Annotated in this window: 16 protein-coding genes; 10 read left to right on the forward strand and 6 right to left on the reverse strand. The window is 65.5% G+C overall.

Features of this window, described 5'->3' with window-relative positions; all coding sequences use genetic code 11:
- Positions 1-14: 14 nt before the first annotated feature.
- Entirely contained in the window at positions 15-1,301 is a 1,287-nt protein-coding gene (locus tag RCH11_RS14800) for an adenylosuccinate synthase (RefSeq protein WP_327057786.1), read from the reverse strand.
- A 154-nt stretch (positions 1,302-1,455) separates the two neighbouring features.
- Between RCH11_RS14800 and RCH11_RS14805 the strand changes: the two genes are divergently transcribed.
- The 3 genes from RCH11_RS14805 to RCH11_RS14815 are packed head-to-tail and all read left to right on the forward strand — an operon-like array spanning position 1,456 to position 4,693.
- Positions 1,456-2,115, forward strand: coding sequence for a TetR/AcrR family transcriptional regulator (locus RCH11_RS14805; protein WP_327057787.1), 660 nt, complete (start codon positions 1,456-1,458; stop codon positions 2,113-2,115).
- Positions 2,116-2,120: 5 nt separating this feature from the next.
- Positions 2,121-2,789 carry a hypothetical protein gene (locus RCH11_RS14810; RefSeq protein WP_327057788.1) on the forward strand — a complete coding sequence of 223 codons (669 nt, stop codon included), beginning with the start codon at positions 2,121-2,123 and terminating at the stop codon, positions 2,787-2,789.
- Positions 2,786-4,693, forward strand: coding sequence for a YhgE/Pip domain-containing protein (locus RCH11_RS14815; protein ID WP_327057789.1), 1,908 nt, complete (start codon positions 2,786-2,788; stop codon positions 4,691-4,693). Before RCH11_RS14810 ends, RCH11_RS14815 begins: the two co-directional genes overlap by 4 nt.
- Positions 4,694-4,702: 9 nt before the next feature.
- On the opposite strand, the gene RCH11_RS14820 is transcribed toward RCH11_RS14815, so the two are convergent.
- Positions 4,703-5,359 carry a TrmH family RNA methyltransferase gene (locus tag RCH11_RS14820; protein ID WP_327057790.1) on the reverse strand — a complete coding sequence of 219 codons (657 nt, stop codon included), beginning with the start codon at positions 5,357-5,359 and terminating at the stop codon, positions 4,703-4,705.
- Positions 5,360-5,552: 193 nt separating this feature from the next.
- Between RCH11_RS14820 and RCH11_RS14825 the strand changes: the two genes are divergently transcribed.
- The gene (locus RCH11_RS14825) at positions 5,553-6,992 is read left to right on the forward strand and encodes an HNH endonuclease signature motif containing protein (RefSeq protein WP_327057791.1); all 1,440 of its coding nucleotides are present in this window, start codon (positions 5,553-5,555) and stop codon (positions 6,990-6,992) included.
- 185 nt (positions 6,993-7,177) lie between these two features.
- On the opposite strand, the gene RCH11_RS14830 is transcribed toward RCH11_RS14825, so the two are convergent.
- Entirely contained in the window at positions 7,178-8,098 is a 921-nt protein-coding gene (locus RCH11_RS14830) for an AEC family transporter (protein ID WP_327057792.1), read from the reverse strand.
- 80 nt (positions 8,099-8,178) lie between these two features.
- Here RCH11_RS14830 and RCH11_RS14835 point away from each other — a divergent pair, with 80 nt between their 5' ends.
- Positions 8,179-8,979: an HAD-IIA family hydrolase gene (locus RCH11_RS14835; protein ID WP_327057793.1), complete on the forward strand. Its 801-nt coding sequence runs from the start codon at positions 8,179-8,181 to the stop codon at positions 8,977-8,979.
- 216 nt (positions 8,980-9,195) lie between these two features.
- On the opposite strand, the gene RCH11_RS14840 is transcribed toward RCH11_RS14835, so the two are convergent.
- Together RCH11_RS14840 and pyrE are read right to left on the reverse strand one after the other, a co-directional pair.
- On the reverse strand, positions 9,196-10,212 hold the full coding sequence (locus RCH11_RS14840; protein ID WP_327057794.1) for a hypothetical protein: 1,017 nt from the start codon (positions 10,210-10,212) through the stop codon (positions 9,196-9,198).
- Between the two features lie 11 nt (positions 10,213-10,223).
- Entirely contained in the window at positions 10,224-10,775 is a 552-nt protein-coding gene (pyrE, locus tag RCH11_RS14845; RefSeq protein ID WP_327057795.1) for an orotate phosphoribosyltransferase, read from the reverse strand.
- Between the two features lie 84 nt (positions 10,776-10,859).
- On the opposite strand from pyrE, the gene RCH11_RS14850 reads away from it, so the two are divergent.
- The 3 genes from RCH11_RS14850 (at position 10,860) to RCH11_RS14860 (ending at position 14,391) form a co-directional block, all read left to right on the forward strand.
- The gene (locus RCH11_RS14850; RefSeq protein ID WP_327057796.1) at positions 10,860-11,696 is read left to right on the forward strand and encodes an exodeoxyribonuclease III; all 837 of its coding nucleotides are present in this window, start codon (positions 10,860-10,862) and stop codon (positions 11,694-11,696) included.
- Between the two features lie 83 nt (positions 11,697-11,779).
- Entirely contained in the window at positions 11,780-12,565 is a 786-nt protein-coding gene (locus RCH11_RS14855; protein ID WP_327057797.1) for a GntR family transcriptional regulator, read from the forward strand.
- 392 nt (positions 12,566-12,957) lie between these two features.
- Positions 12,958-14,391 carry a DUF6421 family protein gene (locus RCH11_RS14860; RefSeq protein ID WP_327057798.1) on the forward strand — a complete coding sequence of 478 codons (1,434 nt, stop codon included), beginning with the start codon at positions 12,958-12,960 and terminating at the stop codon, positions 14,389-14,391.
- A gap of 112 nt (positions 14,392-14,503) precedes the next feature.
- Here the strand turns inward: RCH11_RS14860 and RCH11_RS14865 are convergent, their stop codons facing one another.
- Positions 14,504-14,836: a hypothetical protein gene (locus RCH11_RS14865; RefSeq protein WP_327057799.1), complete on the reverse strand. Its 333-nt coding sequence runs from the start codon at positions 14,834-14,836 to the stop codon at positions 14,504-14,506.
- 134 nt (positions 14,837-14,970) lie between these two features.
- Here RCH11_RS14865 and RCH11_RS14870 point away from each other — a divergent pair, with 134 nt between their 5' ends.
- Together RCH11_RS14870 and RCH11_RS14875 are read left to right on the forward strand one after the other, a co-directional pair.
- Entirely contained in the window at positions 14,971-16,296 is a 1,326-nt protein-coding gene (locus RCH11_RS14870) for a sensor histidine kinase (protein ID WP_327057800.1), read from the forward strand.
- Positions 16,296-16,955: a response regulator transcription factor gene (locus RCH11_RS14875; RefSeq protein WP_327057801.1), complete on the forward strand. Its 660-nt coding sequence runs from the start codon at positions 16,296-16,298 to the stop codon at positions 16,953-16,955. The genes RCH11_RS14870 and RCH11_RS14875 overlap by 1 nt, the downstream gene beginning before the upstream one ends.
- Positions 16,956-17,038 lie beyond the last annotated feature (83 nt).

Below are 17,038 nucleotides of genomic sequence, written 5' to 3' on the forward strand. Positions count from 1 at the left end.
TCTGCGGTCATCGTTCAGCCCAAGAGGTCGTGGCGCACCACGATAGCCTCACGGTCGGGGCCGACGCCGATAGCCGAAATGCGTGCACCACTCATTTTCTCGAGGGCGAGCACGTAGTCGCGCGCATTCTTCGGCAGGTCGTCGAATATCCGGATGCCCGTGATGTCCTCGGTCCAGCCGGTAAACTCCTCGTAGATGGGCACGGCATGGTGGAAGTCCGACTGCGACACCGGCATCTCATCGACCCGCACGCCGTCGACGTCATAGGCGACGCAGACCGGGATACGCTCGAGCCCGGTGAGCACATCGAGTTTGGTGAGTACAAAGTCGGTGACCCCGTTGATGCGCGCCGAGTAGCGGGCGACGGGCGCGTCGTACCAGCCGCACCGTCGCGGTCGGCCGGTCGTCGTGCCGAACTCGGCACCGTTCATGCGCAGGAATTCTCCGGATGCATCGAGCAACTCGGTCGGGAATGGCCCCGATCCGACCCGCGTCGTGTACGCCTTGACGACCGCGATCACGCGATGCATTCGATTCGGAGCCACGCCGGATCCTGTTGCTGCGCCACCACTCGTCGAGCTCGACGACGTCACAAACGGATACGTTCCGTGGTCGACATCCAGCATCGTCGCCTGGCCGCCCTCGAACAGCACCGTCTTTCCGGCGTCGAGCGCCTGGTTGAGCACGAGTCCCGTGTCGGCCACCATCGGGCGAAGCCGCTCCGCATATGACAGCAGATCATCGACGACCTCGTCGACGCTGATGGCACGCCGGTTGTAGATCTTCACGAGGAGGTGGTTCTTGCTGTCGAGGGCTCCCTCGACCTTCTGACGCAGGATATTCGTATCGAACAGGTCCTGGACCCGTATTCCCACCCGGTTGATCTTGTCGGCGTATGCTGGGCCGATTCCACGCCCGGTCGTACCGATCTGGCGCTTACCCAGAAAACGCTCGGTCACCTTGTCGAGGGTGCGGTGATACCGCGTGATGACGTGGGCGTTCGCGCTGACCAGAAGGCGCGAGACATCCACTCCCCGGCTGCTGAGGGCGTCGAGCTCTTCGAACAGCACAGCGATATCGACGACGACGCCGTTTGCGATCACCGGAACGACCCCGGGGCTCAGGATCCCCGAGGGCAACAGGTGCAACGCGTACTTCTCGTCACCAACGACGACGGTATGGCCGGCGTTGTTGCCGCCGTTGAATTTGACGACGTAGTCGACACGGGGGCCGAGCAGGTCGGTGGCCTTGCCTTTGCCTTCATCGCCCCACTGGGCGCCGATCAGGACAATCGCGGGCATGGCGGATCCTTACGTCAAACGGGGATGAGACCCGAGTCTATCAATTCTTCGCTTTTGCGAATCGCCGTGGCCAGCGCTGGACACACCGCCATAATCGTCGAACGCGGGCGCCGAATAACTTGCACGTTACTGTGCAAGTTATTACGATGGGATCATGATTGCTACCACTTCGCGGCGGGTACCCCGCCGCGACTCTGCCGAGAACCGCGAGTCCCTGCTCGCCGCTGCCCGCGTCGTCTTCAACCGCGACCCGAACGCATCGCTCGAAACTGTCGCCGCCCAAGCTGGGCTCAGCCGCCGCTCGGTGTATGGGCACTTTGCCAACCGTGATGACCTGCTGCTCGAGCTCGTGACCACGGGCGCGCGTCGCGTCGCGTCCGCCCTGGAGTCGGTGAGTCATCCCGATCCCCTCACGCGGCTCGCCCTGATTGCCTCGAAGCTCTGGCGCGAGGTGGAAAGTGTGCGTGTGATTGCGGTCGTCGCGGTGCGCGGTTCGCTCGCCCATCACACGGCCGACATTCTCGGAGCCATCCGTTTCCATGTGCGTACCGCCATCTCCGAGGGGCAGGCGGATGGCTCGATGCGGCGGGACGTGCCGACCGAGCGACTCGCCCGCCTGGTAGAAGAAACCGCACTCGTGGTGCTGGAGGACTCGACGGAGCATCCGCTCAGCGCCCGCGACGGTGACCGGCTCGCCATGCTGATGACGCTCGCCATCGTCGGCCTCGGGTGGCGCGACGCCGACGCGTTCATCGATAGCAAGCCAGAACTTGCCTGGCCGGAATCACAGCCGAACCCAGGCCTGAGGCACTGATGCGCGTGCAACTTGAACGCGCCGCAATCGGCCGCGGCCTCGGCGCTGCAGTTCCCGCCCTCGACCTCATCGTCGATGGCCCGCTACCGGTGGTCGTGGCGGTGCAGACGGATGAGCGGCCCCTGCTGGTCTCGATGCTTCTGGCCGGTCGCATTCGCTGTGACTCGGGGCGTGTGCTCGTCGACGGACGCGACGATGCCGACGAGTTGCGCCGCCGCTCCGCCCTCGTGGACACACCGATCGTGGCGGAACCGACAGCGGGCATCGCCCTCAAGATCATTGTGGCCGAAGAATTCTCCTTCGCGGGGCTCCCCACCTCTGGCCGGGCGGTTCGCGCATTCCTCGCCGACCATAACCTCGCCGAATACGCGTCCTTGCCGGTGCGCTCTCTGCTGCCAGCCGACCGCATCCGGGTGCTCTGCGAACTCGCGGTGCTGCGCGCCGGAGTGGACGGCATCATCGTCACGTCTCCCGAGCGCCATGGTGGCGAGCCTTCACAATGGTTCGGTCCGCTCGCCGACCTCGCCGAACGCGGAGTGACAGTGACCGTCGTCACCGACTATGCCACTGCCGCAATCCTCGTCTCACTCGGTGCCAGGGACGGCGCGCTGCCCGAGCCAGAAGTCCCCGAACTGTCCTCCCCCACAGATTCTCTCGAAAGCGACCCGCAGTGAAGATCTCTCCTCTCATTCGCGCCGAGTTCGCGCGTCTCACCTCCAGCCGAATCGGCATCGCCTCGCTCATTGCGCTCATGACCGTGCCCCTGGTCTACGGCGGGCTCTACCTCTGGGGCAACCAGGATCCGTACTCGAGCCTCGACAGGGTGCCCGCGGCGCTCGTCATGCAGGACGCCGGAACCACGATCGACGGAATCGCCACCAACTACGGCGAAAAGGCCGCGAAGAGCCTCCTGAATGGCAAGAAGTTCGGCTGGGTCGAGGTAACCGCCACACAGGCGGCCGCCGGGGTGAAGAACGGCACCTACGACTTCGGCATCACCTTCCCCGCTGACTTCTCCAGCCGGCTCGCGTCGGCCTCTGGCGACAGCCCCCGAAGCGCGAAACTGCAGCTCACCACCGACGACACCAACAGTTACCTCTCTACGACGATCGCGAAGCAGGCAGCGGAGGCAGTACGGGTCGAGATCGCGAAAGAGGTGGGTGGAAAGGCATCCATCACCCTCCTCAACGCGGTCGGCGACATCCGCGGCGGCCTGGTGAAGGCCGAGAACGGCGCGAGCAGGCTGGCGGATGGCGCGGCCACTGCCGCGAGCGGTGCAGCGTCGCTCAGCTCGGGCACCTCCTCCCTCGCGAGTGGAGCGACATCCCTGTCGAGCGGGCTCGCACAGCTCGACGCGAAGGCCTCGAGCCTCCCATCCTCGGCTGCACAGCTGAAGGCCGGCGCGGCCACCCTCGCCAGTGGGCTGGCGATGGGAGCCCTGGCGGGAACCGCACTGAAGTCGGGGGCGGCCACCGCCGCGAGTCTGGCGCCCCAGGCCACCCAGCAGCAGCAGATCATCAGCGCGCTGACGCTCGCGGGGGCGACTCCGGAGACGATCGCGCAGGTGACAGCCCAGCTTGCCGGACTAGCCACGGCCACCGCGCAGGTCTCGGCGGGGGTCAGTACCCAATTGGTTCCGAGCCTTACAGCCGCGGCGGCGGGGTCTGCCCAGCTGGCGACTGGCACGGCGGCGCTCAGCGCCGCGGCGCCGGCCCTCGCCTCCGCGGTGCACTCGGCATCGACCGGGGCCGCGAGTCTCTCCCGCGGAGCCGGCGAGCTCTCGACCGGCGCATCCGCCCTTTCCAGTGGCGTCGGCGAGCTCGCGAGCGGATCGACGACTCTCACATCCTCCCTCTCGGATGCCGCCCGCACGGTGCCCGTGACCACCGCAGCCGGTCGCCACGCCACCGCCGATCTCATCGCCAACCCGATCGCGGTGGAGCAGACCGCGATCACCCAGGCGGCAAACTACGGGGCTGGGCTCGCGCCGTTCTTCCTCGCGCTCGCATCCTGGATCGGCATCTACGCCCTCTTCCTGCTGGTGCGCCCACTCTCCCGTCGAGCCCTCACGGCTGTCCGGCGCCCGATCCGCACCACGCTGGCGGGCTGGCTCACACCGGCCATGCTCGGAGTCGTTCAGATGGTCGCGCTGTTCGCCCTCGTCACGCTCGCCCTTCACCTGCCGGTCTCAAACCCGATCGGAATGCTTGCTTTCATGGCCTTTGTTGCCGTCACCTTCGCGGCCATCGTCCTGGCGCTCAACGTGCTACTCGGCAGCGTTGGGCAGTTTCTCGCCCTCATCTTCATGGTCGTTCAACTCGTGACTGCCGGTGGCACCTTTCCGTGGCAAACCCTTCCGGGTCCGCTCGCCGCACTACACCAGGCGCTACCCATGAGTCATGCCGTTGACGGCATACGCCAGCTCATGTACGGCGGACTGAGTTCGAACGTGTGGTCGTCCATCCTGCCACTGCTGCTCTGGCTGGTCGGCTCACTCGTGGTCTCGGTGCTCGGCGCGATGCGCCAGGGCCGGTTCAGGATCCTTCGTGAGCTGCGCCCGTCGCCGATCGGCGCGTGATCTGCTCAGTCAGAAGCTCGCGTGCTGCAGTACCCAGGCGTGCATCGCCACCGCAGCAGCCGCCGACGCGTTGAGGCTGCGCGTGGAGCCGAACTGGCTGATCTCCACGATGGCTTCCGCGGCTACGATCGCCTCCGCGCTGAGTCCCGGTCCCTCTTGGCCGAAGAGCAGGATGCAGGCGGCAGGAAAGCGGAAGGTCTCGATGATCACCGAACCGGGCACGTTGTCGATGGCGATCACCGGAAGTGAAGCATCCCGCGCCCAGGAAGCGAAGCTCGTGACATCCGGGTGGTAGAGCACGTGCTGGTAGCGGTCGGTCACCATGGCGCCCCGCTTGTTCCAGCGCTTACGGCCGATGATATGTACCGTGTGGGCGCCGAACGCGTTGGCGCTGCGCACGATCGACCCGATGTTCATGTCGTGCTGCCAGTTCTCGATCGCCACTTGGAACGGATGCCGCGACTCGTCGAGATCCGCAACGATCGCCTCCATCCGCCAGTAGCGATAGCGGTCGACGACGTTGCGCGAGTCACCGTTCGCGAGAAGCTCGGGGTCGTAGCGCAGGTCGTCGGGATGGTCGCCCCGCCACGGGCCGACGCCGTTGGTCGTGAGCTCGACGCTGGGATTGGCGGTCTCGCCACGCTTGTCGGTGGGGTCTTCTGGCACGATCTCGAGGGTAGCCGCTCTGCTGGGCGGGTAGCCTGCCGGACGGGTGGGTCGCCGCGCGAGGGTATCGGGATTCGCCGTCCCTTGCCCGTTCTTCTCCTTCCCAGTTTCGCATAAGCATTCCTGCTCACGTGTTCTCTGGTTCCCGGCTGAATCGGCGCGGAATGTCGGTGGTGTGGTGTGGGATTCGGTTATGGAAACCACCGCGACGACCGCCTCCGGGCTGGATCGCGGGCCGGGTTCCCTGCTGCTGAACGCGTCCTCGGTGCTCCCAGCTTCTGTTGCACTCCCGGCGTCTGTTGCACTTCCAGCGTCTGTTGCACTCCCTGCTGCTCTAGCGGCCAGTTTTCTCGACACGATGGGCGAGTTGATCGACGATGTGGTCGAGGCCGACCGGGTGATCGCGCGGGCCGCGGCCACGCGGGCCGCGCTCATCGACCAGGCCCGCAGTTGGAGTGAGGCCACCGCCTCCCTGATGGCTGCGGACACGTCCCTGGTTCGCCGGTGGTCTGCCGCCCATGTGGCCCGGCGGTCTTTGGTGAGCGAGCTTGCTGCGGCTCTGCGCCTGCCGGAGCGCAGCACCGAGACTCTCATCGAAGAGAGCCGGTCGCTGCTGCGGGAGTTGCCCGCGACCATGGCCGCCCTCACCGGGGGACAGATCAGTTACCGCCACGCGCAAGTGATGATCGACCACGCCAACTCCCTTCCTGCCGAGTCCCGCCGGGCCTTCGAGGAGTCCGCGCTCCCGTTCGCTCTGAAACTCACCGTGAGCCGGTTCGAACACCGGGCTCGCATGGTGCGGGAGCGGGTCCATCCGGAGTCCATCGAGGTGCGGCACAGCAACTGCCGGGACAAGCGTGAGCTGAGGTTGGATCCGACCCGGGATGGCATGGCCTGGCTCACCGCCTACCTTCCCGCGGTCAACGCCCACGCCATCTACACCCGCATGACGGACATCGCAGCCGACCTCCAAGGCCCGGACGAGGGACGCACCCTCACCCAGTTGCGGGCCGATATCTTCTGCGACCTGCTCATCGACAGCCAAACCGATACCGCACCCGATGCTGCGCCGGATGCCGCGTCGGATGCTAACTCCGGTACTGCAGCCGGTGCCGCGCACTCCTCCCGGCGGGGTCTCGGGCGGGGCATCCGTGCTCGTGTGCTGATCACCGTGCCAGTGCTCACCCTCCTCGGCCGTGGCACGGAGCCGGCGGTCCTGGAGGGTTACGGTCCGATCGACCTTGATACCGCCCGGAACCTTGCCGCTGATGCCCCCGGTTTCGTGAGAATTCTCACCCACCCCGAGACCGGCGCGGTGCTCTCCCTCGGCCGTGACCGGTACACGATCCCACCGGACCTGCGGGCCTGGCTACGGATGCGGGACGAAACCTGCCGGGCGCCCGGATGTGGTGCCCCGGCCCGGCGTTGCGACCTGGACCATACGAAAGATTGGCAGTATCACGGGCCCTCGAACCACAACAATCTTGCCCACCTCTGCCCGAAACACCACGACCAGAAACACCACACCCGGTGGACGGTCGAACACCTCGGCGACGGCGACCTCGAATGGACCTCCCCCACCAGACACCGATACATCACCGAACCAGCAACCCGCATCGCCGCGGCACCCTGACCGAACCGCGCAGACCAAACCGCCAGATCGAACCCTGCAGACCGAACCCTGCCGACCGAACCGTCGCAGCTTGAGCCCGCGCAGCTCGAACCCTGCAGACCGAACCCTCGCAGCTCGAACCCTCGCAGCTCGAACCCTCGGTGAACGAGAAGACACGCAGCGATACAGCCGAGATCGTGCCCGCACTATCCCAGCAGCGCCGCCACCACCATCAGCACCGGAATCGACCCGATCGTCGTGATGAGCACCGTGTCGCGGGCGATGATCTCCCCACGACTGTAGCGCTGCGCATAGTTGAACACGTTCTGGGCCGCCGGCAAAGCGGCGAGCGCCACGACCACGAACAGCGGATGCCCCTGAAGCCCGAGCACAAAACGTCCGACTAGCCACGCGACCAATGGCATCCCGACCAGCTTGATCGCGGACGCGACGAGCACATCCCGCCGCCCGCTGCCCGCTTGCAGCAGTTTCTGGCCGTGGAGTGACATTCCGAATGCCAGCAAGACCACCGGCACCGCCGCCCCTCCCAGCAGTTCGAACGGTTTCAGGACCGCGGCCGGCGGATGCCACCCCGTCACCGCCAGGATCACGCCGAGCGCAGACCCGATGATGAGCGGATTAGTGAGTGGCTTCAGCAGTATCCGCCCGATCGACGCGCGTCCTGTGGTGGTCACATCAAGGATCGTGAGCGCGACCGGAGCGAAGACGAGCAACTGCAGAAGTACGACCGGGGCAGAGTAGGCGGCGCTCCCGAGCACATATACCGCCACCGGAATGCCGATGTTGTTCGCATTCACGTACCCGGCACCGAGCGCTCCCACCACGATCTCCGGCACCCCACGGTGCCAGACGAACCGGGCCACGGCCAGGTACACGGCAAAAGCGGTGAGAGCCGTGACAAGTGACACCGCCATGAGAGAAGAGAACAATACCGAGACCGTCGCCGATTCGAGCACGGTGAAGAGCAGGCAGGGCGACAGCACGAAGAACGCGACCCGGTTGAGCACGAATCCGGCGCTGGGTCCGAGGATGCCGAGGCGGCCGGCGAGATACCCCACGGCGATGATGAATCCGATGATCGCGAAGCCGACGAGCACCTCGGTCATGCGCCACCCCCGATATCCCCGCGCCCTTCGCGAACGGGACTATTCACTTTCAGGATAGGCGCGCTCGGTACTATGGGCGCATGATCGATCGCGGCGAAATCGAGTGCTGGCTCACCGACATGGACGGGGTGCTCGTTCATGAGAACCATCCTGTGCCGGGAGCATCCGCCCTGTTGCAGCAGTGGCGCGACCAGGGCAAGCCCTACCTCGTGCTCACCAATAACTCCATTTTCACGCCGCGTGATCTGAGCGCTCGACTCAAGGCATCCGGACTTGACGTGCCAGAGGACCGCATTTGGACCTCCGCTCTCGCCACCGCCGACTTTCTCGCCTCGCAAATGCCCGGTGGCTCGGCCTTCGTGATCGGCGAGGCTGGCATCACCACTGCCCTGCACGAGGCCGGTTTCATCATGACCGAGACGTCCCCCGACTACGTGGTGATCGGAGAGACCCGCAACTACTCCTTCGAAGCGATCACCAAGGCCATCCGACTCATCGTGGCCGGGTCGCGCTTCATCGTGACGAATCCGGATGCTACGGGGCCGAGCGCCGACGGACCGCTTCCCGCCACCGGGGCCGTCGCAGCCCTCATCACCAAGGCCACGGGCAGGGAGCCGTACGTGGTGGGCAAGCCGAACCCGATGATGTTCCGCTCGGCCATGAACAAGATCGGTGCGCACTCGGAAAACACGGGCATGATCGGTGACCGCATGGACACCGACATCATCGCCGGCATCGAGGCTGGTCTGCACACGATTCTCGTGCTCACCGGGATCAGCGACCAGGCCGAGATCGACAAGTATCCGTTCCGCCCCGATGAGATCCTGGACAGTGTCGCGGACCTGCTCGAGTCCGAGCCGATCGAGTCCGACGAAATCTGAGCATTCCACGCCCGCTGTAGCCACGCGAGCTGACGCCTCCGTTCGCTCCGTTCTCACCGTTCTCCCCGTTCGCTCCGTTCTCTCCGTTCGAAATGCAGGACGCAACGTGACAGGTGTTGCAGGTGAGGCGCACCCGCCTCTTGCGTCACCTGTCGTCCTGCATTTCGAACGAGGATGATCCCGGGGGAACGCGGGGTCCGTAGAGACCAGTCCGCTCTATTTCGCTGGGGTTCCCGCCACAGTGCCGGTGATCGGCTGGCCACCCGAGCGGTTCACGAAGCAGAAGTAGTCGTGCTGGCCTTTCGTCCATTCCTCGGTCGTCGCCGCAAAGGACGCCTGGAACTGGATGTCGCTGTAGGTACCCGCCGTGGCAAGGTCGATGACCCTGGGTGCGGTGCACAGCAGATTGATCTGCGACTGGAGCGCATCGAGCCCTGGATAGGCCGCCGCGGCTTCGCCGGGAAAGGTGCTGCGGAAGACCATCTGGGCTGAATGCGGCGCAGCACAATCCACGACGGTGTAGTTGAGCTGGAACGGGTTCGTGTAGGGGTCGATGCACTCGCCCCCGCGCAGCGCACTCCACAGGTGCACTCCCGCCGCGGCCTGCCCGGACGGAGCAGAAGACGGCGTCGGTGAAGGGGTAACTTTTGGCGTGGCACTCTTCGTGGCAGCGACCGGTGCCGGAGCCGCCGAAATCTTCGTCCCGAGAGCAAACATGACCGCACACACGAGCAGCGCAATCACACCGCCTGCCACCCAGAATGGGACTTTCTGATTCTTCGAGAATTGGGGCAGGGGAGCACGAGGTGGCGCAGCAGTCGGGGTTTCTAACGGATGCGCGGACGCCGGGTCGATCGCTCGCGCTGCCCCCGTACTCGCGGTCGCGAATGGGTTAAGCCCGGTGGGAACCGGTCCGACCAGCGGCTCACCCTCGTATTCCTTGAACTGGGTCTCGCCAAAAAGCGCGTCAATGGGAGAGGCCGGGTCGGCATCCGAGTCCGAGGTGAAATAGGGTTCGGGGCGGCGCTCGGCGATCGGCGACCCGAAGGACAGCGCGGATTCGGGCGGGACGGACGAAATCAACGCAGGAGGCACGGGTGGCAGGGGTGGCGCGGATGGCGCGGCAGGTGCAGGCGCGCTCGCGCTGCCGATCCCCCAGTTGAACGGTGAGGTGATCGGGTGAGGTCCGGCGTTCTTGCCGGTGCCCTCATCGGTATCGTCGCCAGAGGCCATGGTGAGATTCGCTACTTCGAGAGTCCGAGGTCGGCGAGACCGATGGCGGCAAAGTACGGGTAGCCCGCGGCTTCAATGACCTCGCGCGCACCGGTGTCACGATCGACCACCACGGCGACTCCGGCGATTTCCGCGCCAACCTTCTTGAGCGCTTCGATCGCGGCGAGCGGGGATCCTCCTGTGGTCGACGTGTCTTCCAGGACGATCACGCGCTTGCCGGCGAGATCCGGTCCCTCGACTTGGCGACCGCGACCGTGATCCTTCGGCTCTTTGCGTATGACGAAGGCGTCATAGGAGAGCCCGCGCGCGGCTCCCTGGTGAAGCACGGCAGCGGCGATCGGATCGGCTCCCATGGTCATCCCGCCGACGGCCGAGACATCCGCGACATCCGCGATCAGATCCAGCATCACCTGGCCGATGAGCGGAGCGACGCGGTGGTCGAGGCTCACCTTGCGCAGGTCCACGTAGTAGCTGGCTTTCTTGCCGCTCGTGAGGGTGAAGTCGCCGTGGAACACCGCTCCCTCGGAAATGTAGTCGATGAGCTGCTGTCTGGCGTCGGTCACGGGCCCGATTCTACTGGGGATGATGCTGACAGCCGATCTCTGCACGGAGAAGAGAGCCCAGGCGCCGTCGATTAAAGTGAGGGCATGCGTGTTGCCACCTGGAACGTAAACTCCATCCGAACGCGGGCTGCTCGCGTAGTTGACTGGCTCAGCCGGGAAGACATCGACGTGCTCGGTATGCAGGAAATCAAGTGCACAGAGAGCCAGTTTCCCTTCGAACCCTTCGAGGAGGCGGGCTATGAGGTGCAGTTACATGGCCTCAACCAGTGGAACGGCGTGGCTTTCGCCAGCCGGTTACCCATGGAAGACGTGCAGATCGGATTTCCGTCGGCCCCGGGATTCAGCAAGACCGCGGTCGAGGGCGGCCCGCCACTTGAGGCCAGGGCAATCGCAGTAACGGTCGAGGGGCTGCGGCTGTGGAGCCTCTACGTGCCGAACGGGCGCGGCCTCGACGACCCACACCTCGCCTACAAGATCGACTGGCTTGGCACGCTCGCCTCCGACACGAAGGCCTGGATGTCCGAGCATCCCGACACGCCGCTCGCGCTGATGGGCGATTGGAACATCGCTCCGCTCGATACCGATGTCTGGCCGACCTGGGACTTCGAGAACAACACCCACACCTCTGCTCCGGAGCGTGCGGCGTTCGCCGAGTTCGAGCTGATCGGCCTCACGGATGTCGTGCGCGATCGCGTGCCGGAGGGGTTCACGTTCTGGGACTACCAACAACTTCGCTTCCCCCGTAATGAGGGAATGCGCATCGACTTCATCATGGGCTCCCCCGCCTTCGCCGACCTCGTAACGGCCGCGAGCATCCACCGCAACGAACGCAAAGGAGACGGGCCGAGCGACCACGTGCCCGTCGTAGTGGATGTGGCCGTCGACGAACCCGAAGACGTCGATCGCCCGATGATCTTCTAGCAACCGGGCTTCTTCCTCGCCAGCTTGCCCACAACGGTCGGGTTGCGCCCTTTACGGTGCGAAGCCCCGGGTAGGGTCGAGAGGTGAGCGACGTCCGAGCGAATGGCACCGGTACTGCTGATAGTGCTGTGACGGAGTCCTTCGCCTCCAGTCCGGTTGTCAACTTGGTCTTCGACCGCGTGCTGTCCGCGGTGCACGAGGGTCGCCTGCTGCCTGGCCAGCGCATCAGCGATTCCGAGCTCGCCGAGCAACTCGGCGTCTCCCGAACGCCGGTGCGAGAGGCACTCCAACGCCTGCGGGAGATCGGCATCATCGAGGCATCCGCGAGCCGGTTCACCCGCGTCGCACTCGTCAATCCGAAGCAGACCGCGGATGCAATGGTCGTCTGGGTCGCTCTGTACAGCGCACTCGTCAACGAGGTCATTCCGCTGGTCACTCCGGAGCTCGTGGACGCGATGCGCGCCGACCACGCGCTATTCCTTGAGCACGTGAGCTGGGCCCTCGATGCGACCAGGATGGCAGAAATGCGCGCCAATCCCGAGCTCGTGCGGGAGCACGTCACCGCTCTCGTGCCGCAGAAGATCGCCATGGCCAATGCCAATTTCTTCAACCATCTGGTGAGGTTGTCACAGAACCCCTCTCTCGTGCGTGGCATCAACTCCGTGGTGCACCTCATCCAGCTCGGCAGCCTCTACCTGCCCGACTATCTGGACTTCCGCGCGTTAAGCGAGTCCCAGCTGCTTCTGATCGCCGCCGCCCGCGATCATGACCGCGCGGCGGCCCAGGGCGCCCTGCGGATGCTCGGTCTGATCAGCGTGCCGACGGCTGCCCTCGAAGCCGAGGCCGACGAGGCCGACGAGGCGCAGTGAGCCGGCCCCGAACGGGGGGTCATGTCCTCCTTTTGGAGGACCAATATACTGCTAGCGTGAATCTACGCATGAAAGTGCGGACACGGTTTCGCCGTCTGGAATACCCCTCGATGATTACCCGAATCGAGTCCGGACGACGTATCCCGAGCCACGTCGCCCCTTACCCGGGCGATCCAGCGGACTGGCCGCCCGAACGTCCAGTCCGCTGATCTGCCTCTGCGCGTCTTTCCGAGTGACGCACCGGGCAACGCGCAATTCTCGTGCGCATCCCCAGCCCTGTTGCGCAACTTTCCCGCGCCAGTGACAACCAAACGGCGCGATTGCGCAGATACCCTCGAGGGAGACGCATTTCGCGTTGTTCGTCGTTTCTTTTCGGGATCGGAGGTCGAACCATGTCACACGCAGTTTCAGCAGCACAGAGTGCAATCGTCGGGGAGCCTGAGGTGCTCGAAGACGATGTTATTTTTCCGCTCGTGAGTTTGGCTCATGCGGCCGAGTCCTCCGCGGCCTGGCTCGCACTCAAGGCCGCCGTCTCGGCGCTCCGTCCGTTACAGGTGCAGGACGGCAGTATCCCGAACACCGAGCACCATGCGGATGCCCGTGCCCTGGTCTCCGCCATCGCCGAGAACCTCCGCACCTTCGTGCCGGTCTTCCCGCACGATGAGGCATACCTGCGCGCCGCGGCAGTGGACTTCGAGCACTGGAGCACCCGCGCTTTTCCCGTGCCCGACTTCTTCGACTCCCTGGCCGCCTTCCAGCCCCAGCTCCATCGCATCGACGGTCTTCGCCACCTGGTCGTGTTTCCCATGTACACGCAGAACGGCAGCACCGATCGCCTGGTCGAAGCGGTGATCGTGGAAGTGATCTGGCCAGAGTTCGTCGCCGCCCTCGAGGCGGGAGATTACTCCAACAAATTGTTCGTGCCCATCCGCTTTGTCGATTTCACCGACGGGTACGACACCAACTCGGCAGTACTGTTCCCCGAGACGATCGCCATGCGCGCCGTACCGACCTTCACCTGGGGAGCGATCTTCGCCGACCGGGAGGCGGCCCGATTCCGGCGGGTTGTGCGGGAGGCATCCGCCATTACGAAGCTCGAACTGCCGGCGGATGCGGTGCGGCTGCTCGACGACCAGCACCTGGCCGAAGAGACCTTCGTGATGTGGGACCTCATCCACGACCGCACCCACATGCGCGGTGACCTGCCGTTCGATCCGTTCATGATCAAGCAGCGGATGCCGTACTTCCTGTATTCGCTCGAGGAACTGCGCTGTGACCTTACGGCGTATCGCGAGGCAGTTCGGCTCGAGCGCGCCGAGGACACCGATGAGGTGACACGCGACCATGCGAAACTCGTGCAGTACACGGTGCTTTTCGACCGGATATTCCGGTTTGCAATCACCGGCAACCGGGTGCGCAACTACGACGGCGTCGGCGGCCAACTGCTGTTCGCGTGGCTGCACCAGCACCACGTGCTGCACTGGACCGACACTCGCCTCACAATCGATTGGGCGGATGTGCCAGAGGTCGTGATCGCTCTCGGTCACGAGATCGAGGAGCTGTACTGGCGCTCGATCGACCGGCCGAAGACCGCACACTGGCTCGCGGCCTACGAGTTGGTGTCGGCGACACTCACGCCGCATCCGGCCTCGAACTGGGCTCGGGTTGTCGATAGTCGCCGCGACCTTCCGTTGGACGGCCCGCCCAAGGGATTCACGGATGCCGTGCTTCCGGACGAGTTCCCGCTCTCGATGTTCTACGAGGCCCTCGGCAAGAAAATGGCCGACGTGATCGAGTCGACGGCGGGTCTGACCGGGCGCGACTAGCGACCCCGGGTCTCACTCCCACCCGCGAAGTCTCCGCGCCTGCGAGTGACACGTGCGCCCAAACGTTCCGGCGCACGTGTCACTCGCGGGTGCGGAGGTGGCGCACCGAGGTCTAACGCGTCACCACCGCGAATTCGCCAGGCTGCAGCACGACCGTCGTGATTCCCGTGAACGTACGGGACTGCACCAGCCTGCCGGCCGCGTCGTAGTTGTGCACCGTCGCCGTCTCGCCGGCTGTGCGCACAGTGGTCCGCAGGTAACGCGCGGATGTCGAATGCACCAGTTCTGTGGACGCAGAAGCACCCTCCGCGAAAATGCCCTGCTCGCCAGTCTCCTGCCCTCGAAGTACGACCGCCGCCGCACGAACCGCGACCCGCCCGCCGCTCGGGCCTGGCGCTTCACGGCAAGACGTCCACGGCAAGAGGTCCACGGCACGAACGACCACGCGCGTCAGGTGCCACCTCACAAGCCGCTCGCCAGCTCCGCCCCTCGCCGGCTCCGCCCCTCGCCGGCTCCGCCGCTCGCCAGCTCCGTCGCTCGGGGGATTCTCTGCACGGCAACGCGGACTAACGTTAATGGGTGACCGAACCGTCGACCGCCCGCCGCGTGCGCGGAACCATCGGTGCGGTAACTGGCGGGGTAGCTCGTGAGGTCGATCGCGACTGGGTTCGACCCGAGCCTGACCGTCGGGAGTACTTCCGGGATGTCGCGCTGGCGGCGGTCCTGCTTGCTGCGACAGCCCTGAGCGTGCTGCTGTCGCAGAGCTCGGGACTCTACAAGAATCCGGCACCGATCTGGGTCAGTGTCCTTTATGTGCTCGTGTGCACGGCACCGCTGGCGCTGCGGCGACGCTGGCCAGAGGCGGTCGCGATCGTGGTCGCCATCACCTTCGCGCTCGCCCAGATCCTCTCCGTCCCAGAGGCGCTCTTCGCGAATATCTCCCTGTTCATCGCCCTGTACTCGGTCGGAGCCTGGGGCCGTCACCGGGTGCGTGCCACCGTCGTGCGCGTGGTGATCGTGATCGGAATGTTTGTCTGGCTCTTCTTCGCCCTCGTCGCCCACTCCGCCGCCCCCGGTTCTCTCGCGAACCTCCCTCGTACCAGCGCCATATCGCCGATCGTGGCGATCGGCCTGCTGCAGATTGTGACCAATCTGCTCTATTTCGGTGGCGCGTTCTACTTCGGCGACCGGGCCTGGGCCGCCGCCCGCGAGCGCTCAGCACTCGTCAACAGCACGGCCGAGCTCGCCGCGGAACGGGAGATCAACGCGCAGCGAGCGGTGTCGATCGAGCGCGTACGGATCGCCCGTGAACTGCACGACATCGTCGCCCACCACGTTTCCGTGATGGGGGTGCAGGCTGGTGCCGCCCGGCGGGTCGTGACTTCCGATCCTGCAGGGGCTGCGGCATCCCTTCGCTCCATCGAGTCGAGCGCCCGCACTGCGGTCGCCGAGCTACACCGCATGCTCACGACCCTGCGTGACGATGGGGGGCCAGCCGCCGACGGACCGAGCACGCGCGGCATCGACCAGATCTCAACCCTCGCCGCTGATACTCGTGACGCGGGCTTCACGGTGCACTCACGGACGGTTGGCAGAACGCGACCGGTACCGCCGACCGTCGGGGCTACGCTCTTCCGGATCGCACAGGAGGCCATCACGAACACGCTCAAGCACGCGGGACCCGGCGCTGAGATCGACCTTCGGCTGCGTTACTTGGACGACTCCGTCGAGCTAGAGGTCGGGGACTCCGGCACGGGCCCCGGTTCCGCAACGCCCGGCGCCGGACTCGGGCAGGTCGGAATGCGCGAGCGGGTCGATGCCGTTGGCGGCACCATCCAAATCGGCCCGCGCGCTCGCGGCGGGTACCTCGTTCGCGCGCGAATCCCCACCGGAGAATTGGCCTGATGGATGCGTTGCGCGTGCTCATCGTCGACGACCAGGATCTTGTGCGCGCGGGATTCTCGGTGATCCTGCAGAGCGAACCGGGCATCACTGTCGTCGGCGAGGCCAGGAACGGCGCAGAGGCAGTGGCCCGCGTTCTTGATCTGCGCCCTGACGTGGTCTGTATGGACGTGCAGATGCCCGTCATGGACGGTCTCGAAGCCGCCCGCCGTATTTGCGCGCAGGCCCCGGGCACCGGCGTTCTCATTCTCACGACCTTCGATCGGGACGACTACCTTTTCGACGCGTTGACGGCCGGGGCGAGTGGATTCCTGCTGAAGAACTCGACGCCGGAGAAGCTCATCGAGGCGGTTCAGATTATCGGCCGCGGTGATGCTCTCCTGTCCCCGGATGTCACGCGCCGGGTGATCGAGCGCTGCGCCGGACGGTCCACCACGGCGAAGGCGGTGACCACGGCCCTTGAAGACCTCACCATTCGCGAACGGGAGGTGCTCGGCCTGCTCGCGCGCGGTATGAGCAACGCGGAGATCGCGAGCACGCTCTACGTCGGCGAGGCGACGGTCAAGTCGCACGTCTCGAAGGTGTTGCAGAAGCTCGGCCTCCGCGACCGGGTTCATGCTGTGGTCTTCGCCTACGAGCACGGCATCGTGTCGCGGAGTTGAGCCGCCCCCGCCGGACGGAGTCGAAATCCCGCCGCGAGGGGGATGCAACACCCGCTCTGACCTCATACGGTTGAAATCACAAC

It is taken from the genome of Glaciihabitans sp. GrIS 2.15 (assembly GCF_035984695.1).
GTDB lineage: Bacteria > Actinomycetota > Actinomycetes > Actinomycetales > Microbacteriaceae > Lacisediminihabitans.

What these genes read in the sequence shown, in the direction of transcription:
- RCH11_RS14805 (WP_327057787.1), top strand. Translation starts at nt 1,456, where the DNA reads ATGATTGCTACCACTTCGCGGCGGGTACCCCGCCGCGACTCTGCCGAG.
- RCH11_RS14825 (WP_327057791.1), top strand. Translation starts at nt 5,553, where the DNA reads ATGGAAACCACCGCGACGACCGCCTCCGGGCTGGATCGCGGGCCGGGT.
- RCH11_RS14850 (WP_327057796.1), top strand. Translation starts at nt 10,860, where the DNA reads ATGCGTGTTGCCACCTGGAACGTAAACTCCATCCGAACGCGGGCTGCT.
- RCH11_RS14860 (WP_327057798.1), top strand. Translation starts at nt 12,958, where the DNA reads ATGTCACACGCAGTTTCAGCAGCACAGAGTGCAATCGTCGGGGAGCCT.
- RCH11_RS14835 (WP_327057793.1), top strand. Translation starts at nt 8,179, where the DNA reads ATGATCGATCGCGGCGAAATCGAGTGCTGGCTCACCGACATGGACGGG.
- RCH11_RS14800 (WP_327057786.1), bottom strand. Translation starts at nt 1,301, where the DNA reads ATGCCCGCGATTGTCCTGATCGGCGCCCAGTGGGGCGATGAAGGCAAA.
- RCH11_RS14875 (WP_327057801.1), top strand. Translation starts at nt 16,296, where the DNA reads ATGGATGCGTTGCGCGTGCTCATCGTCGACGACCAGGATCTTGTGCGC.
- RCH11_RS14830 (WP_327057792.1), bottom strand. Translation starts at nt 8,098, where the DNA reads ATGACCGAGGTGCTCGTCGGCTTCGCGATCATCGGATTCATCATCGCC.
- RCH11_RS14840 (WP_327057794.1), bottom strand. Translation starts at nt 10,212, where the DNA reads ATGGCCTCTGGCGACGATACCGATGAGGGCACCGGCAAGAACGCCGGA.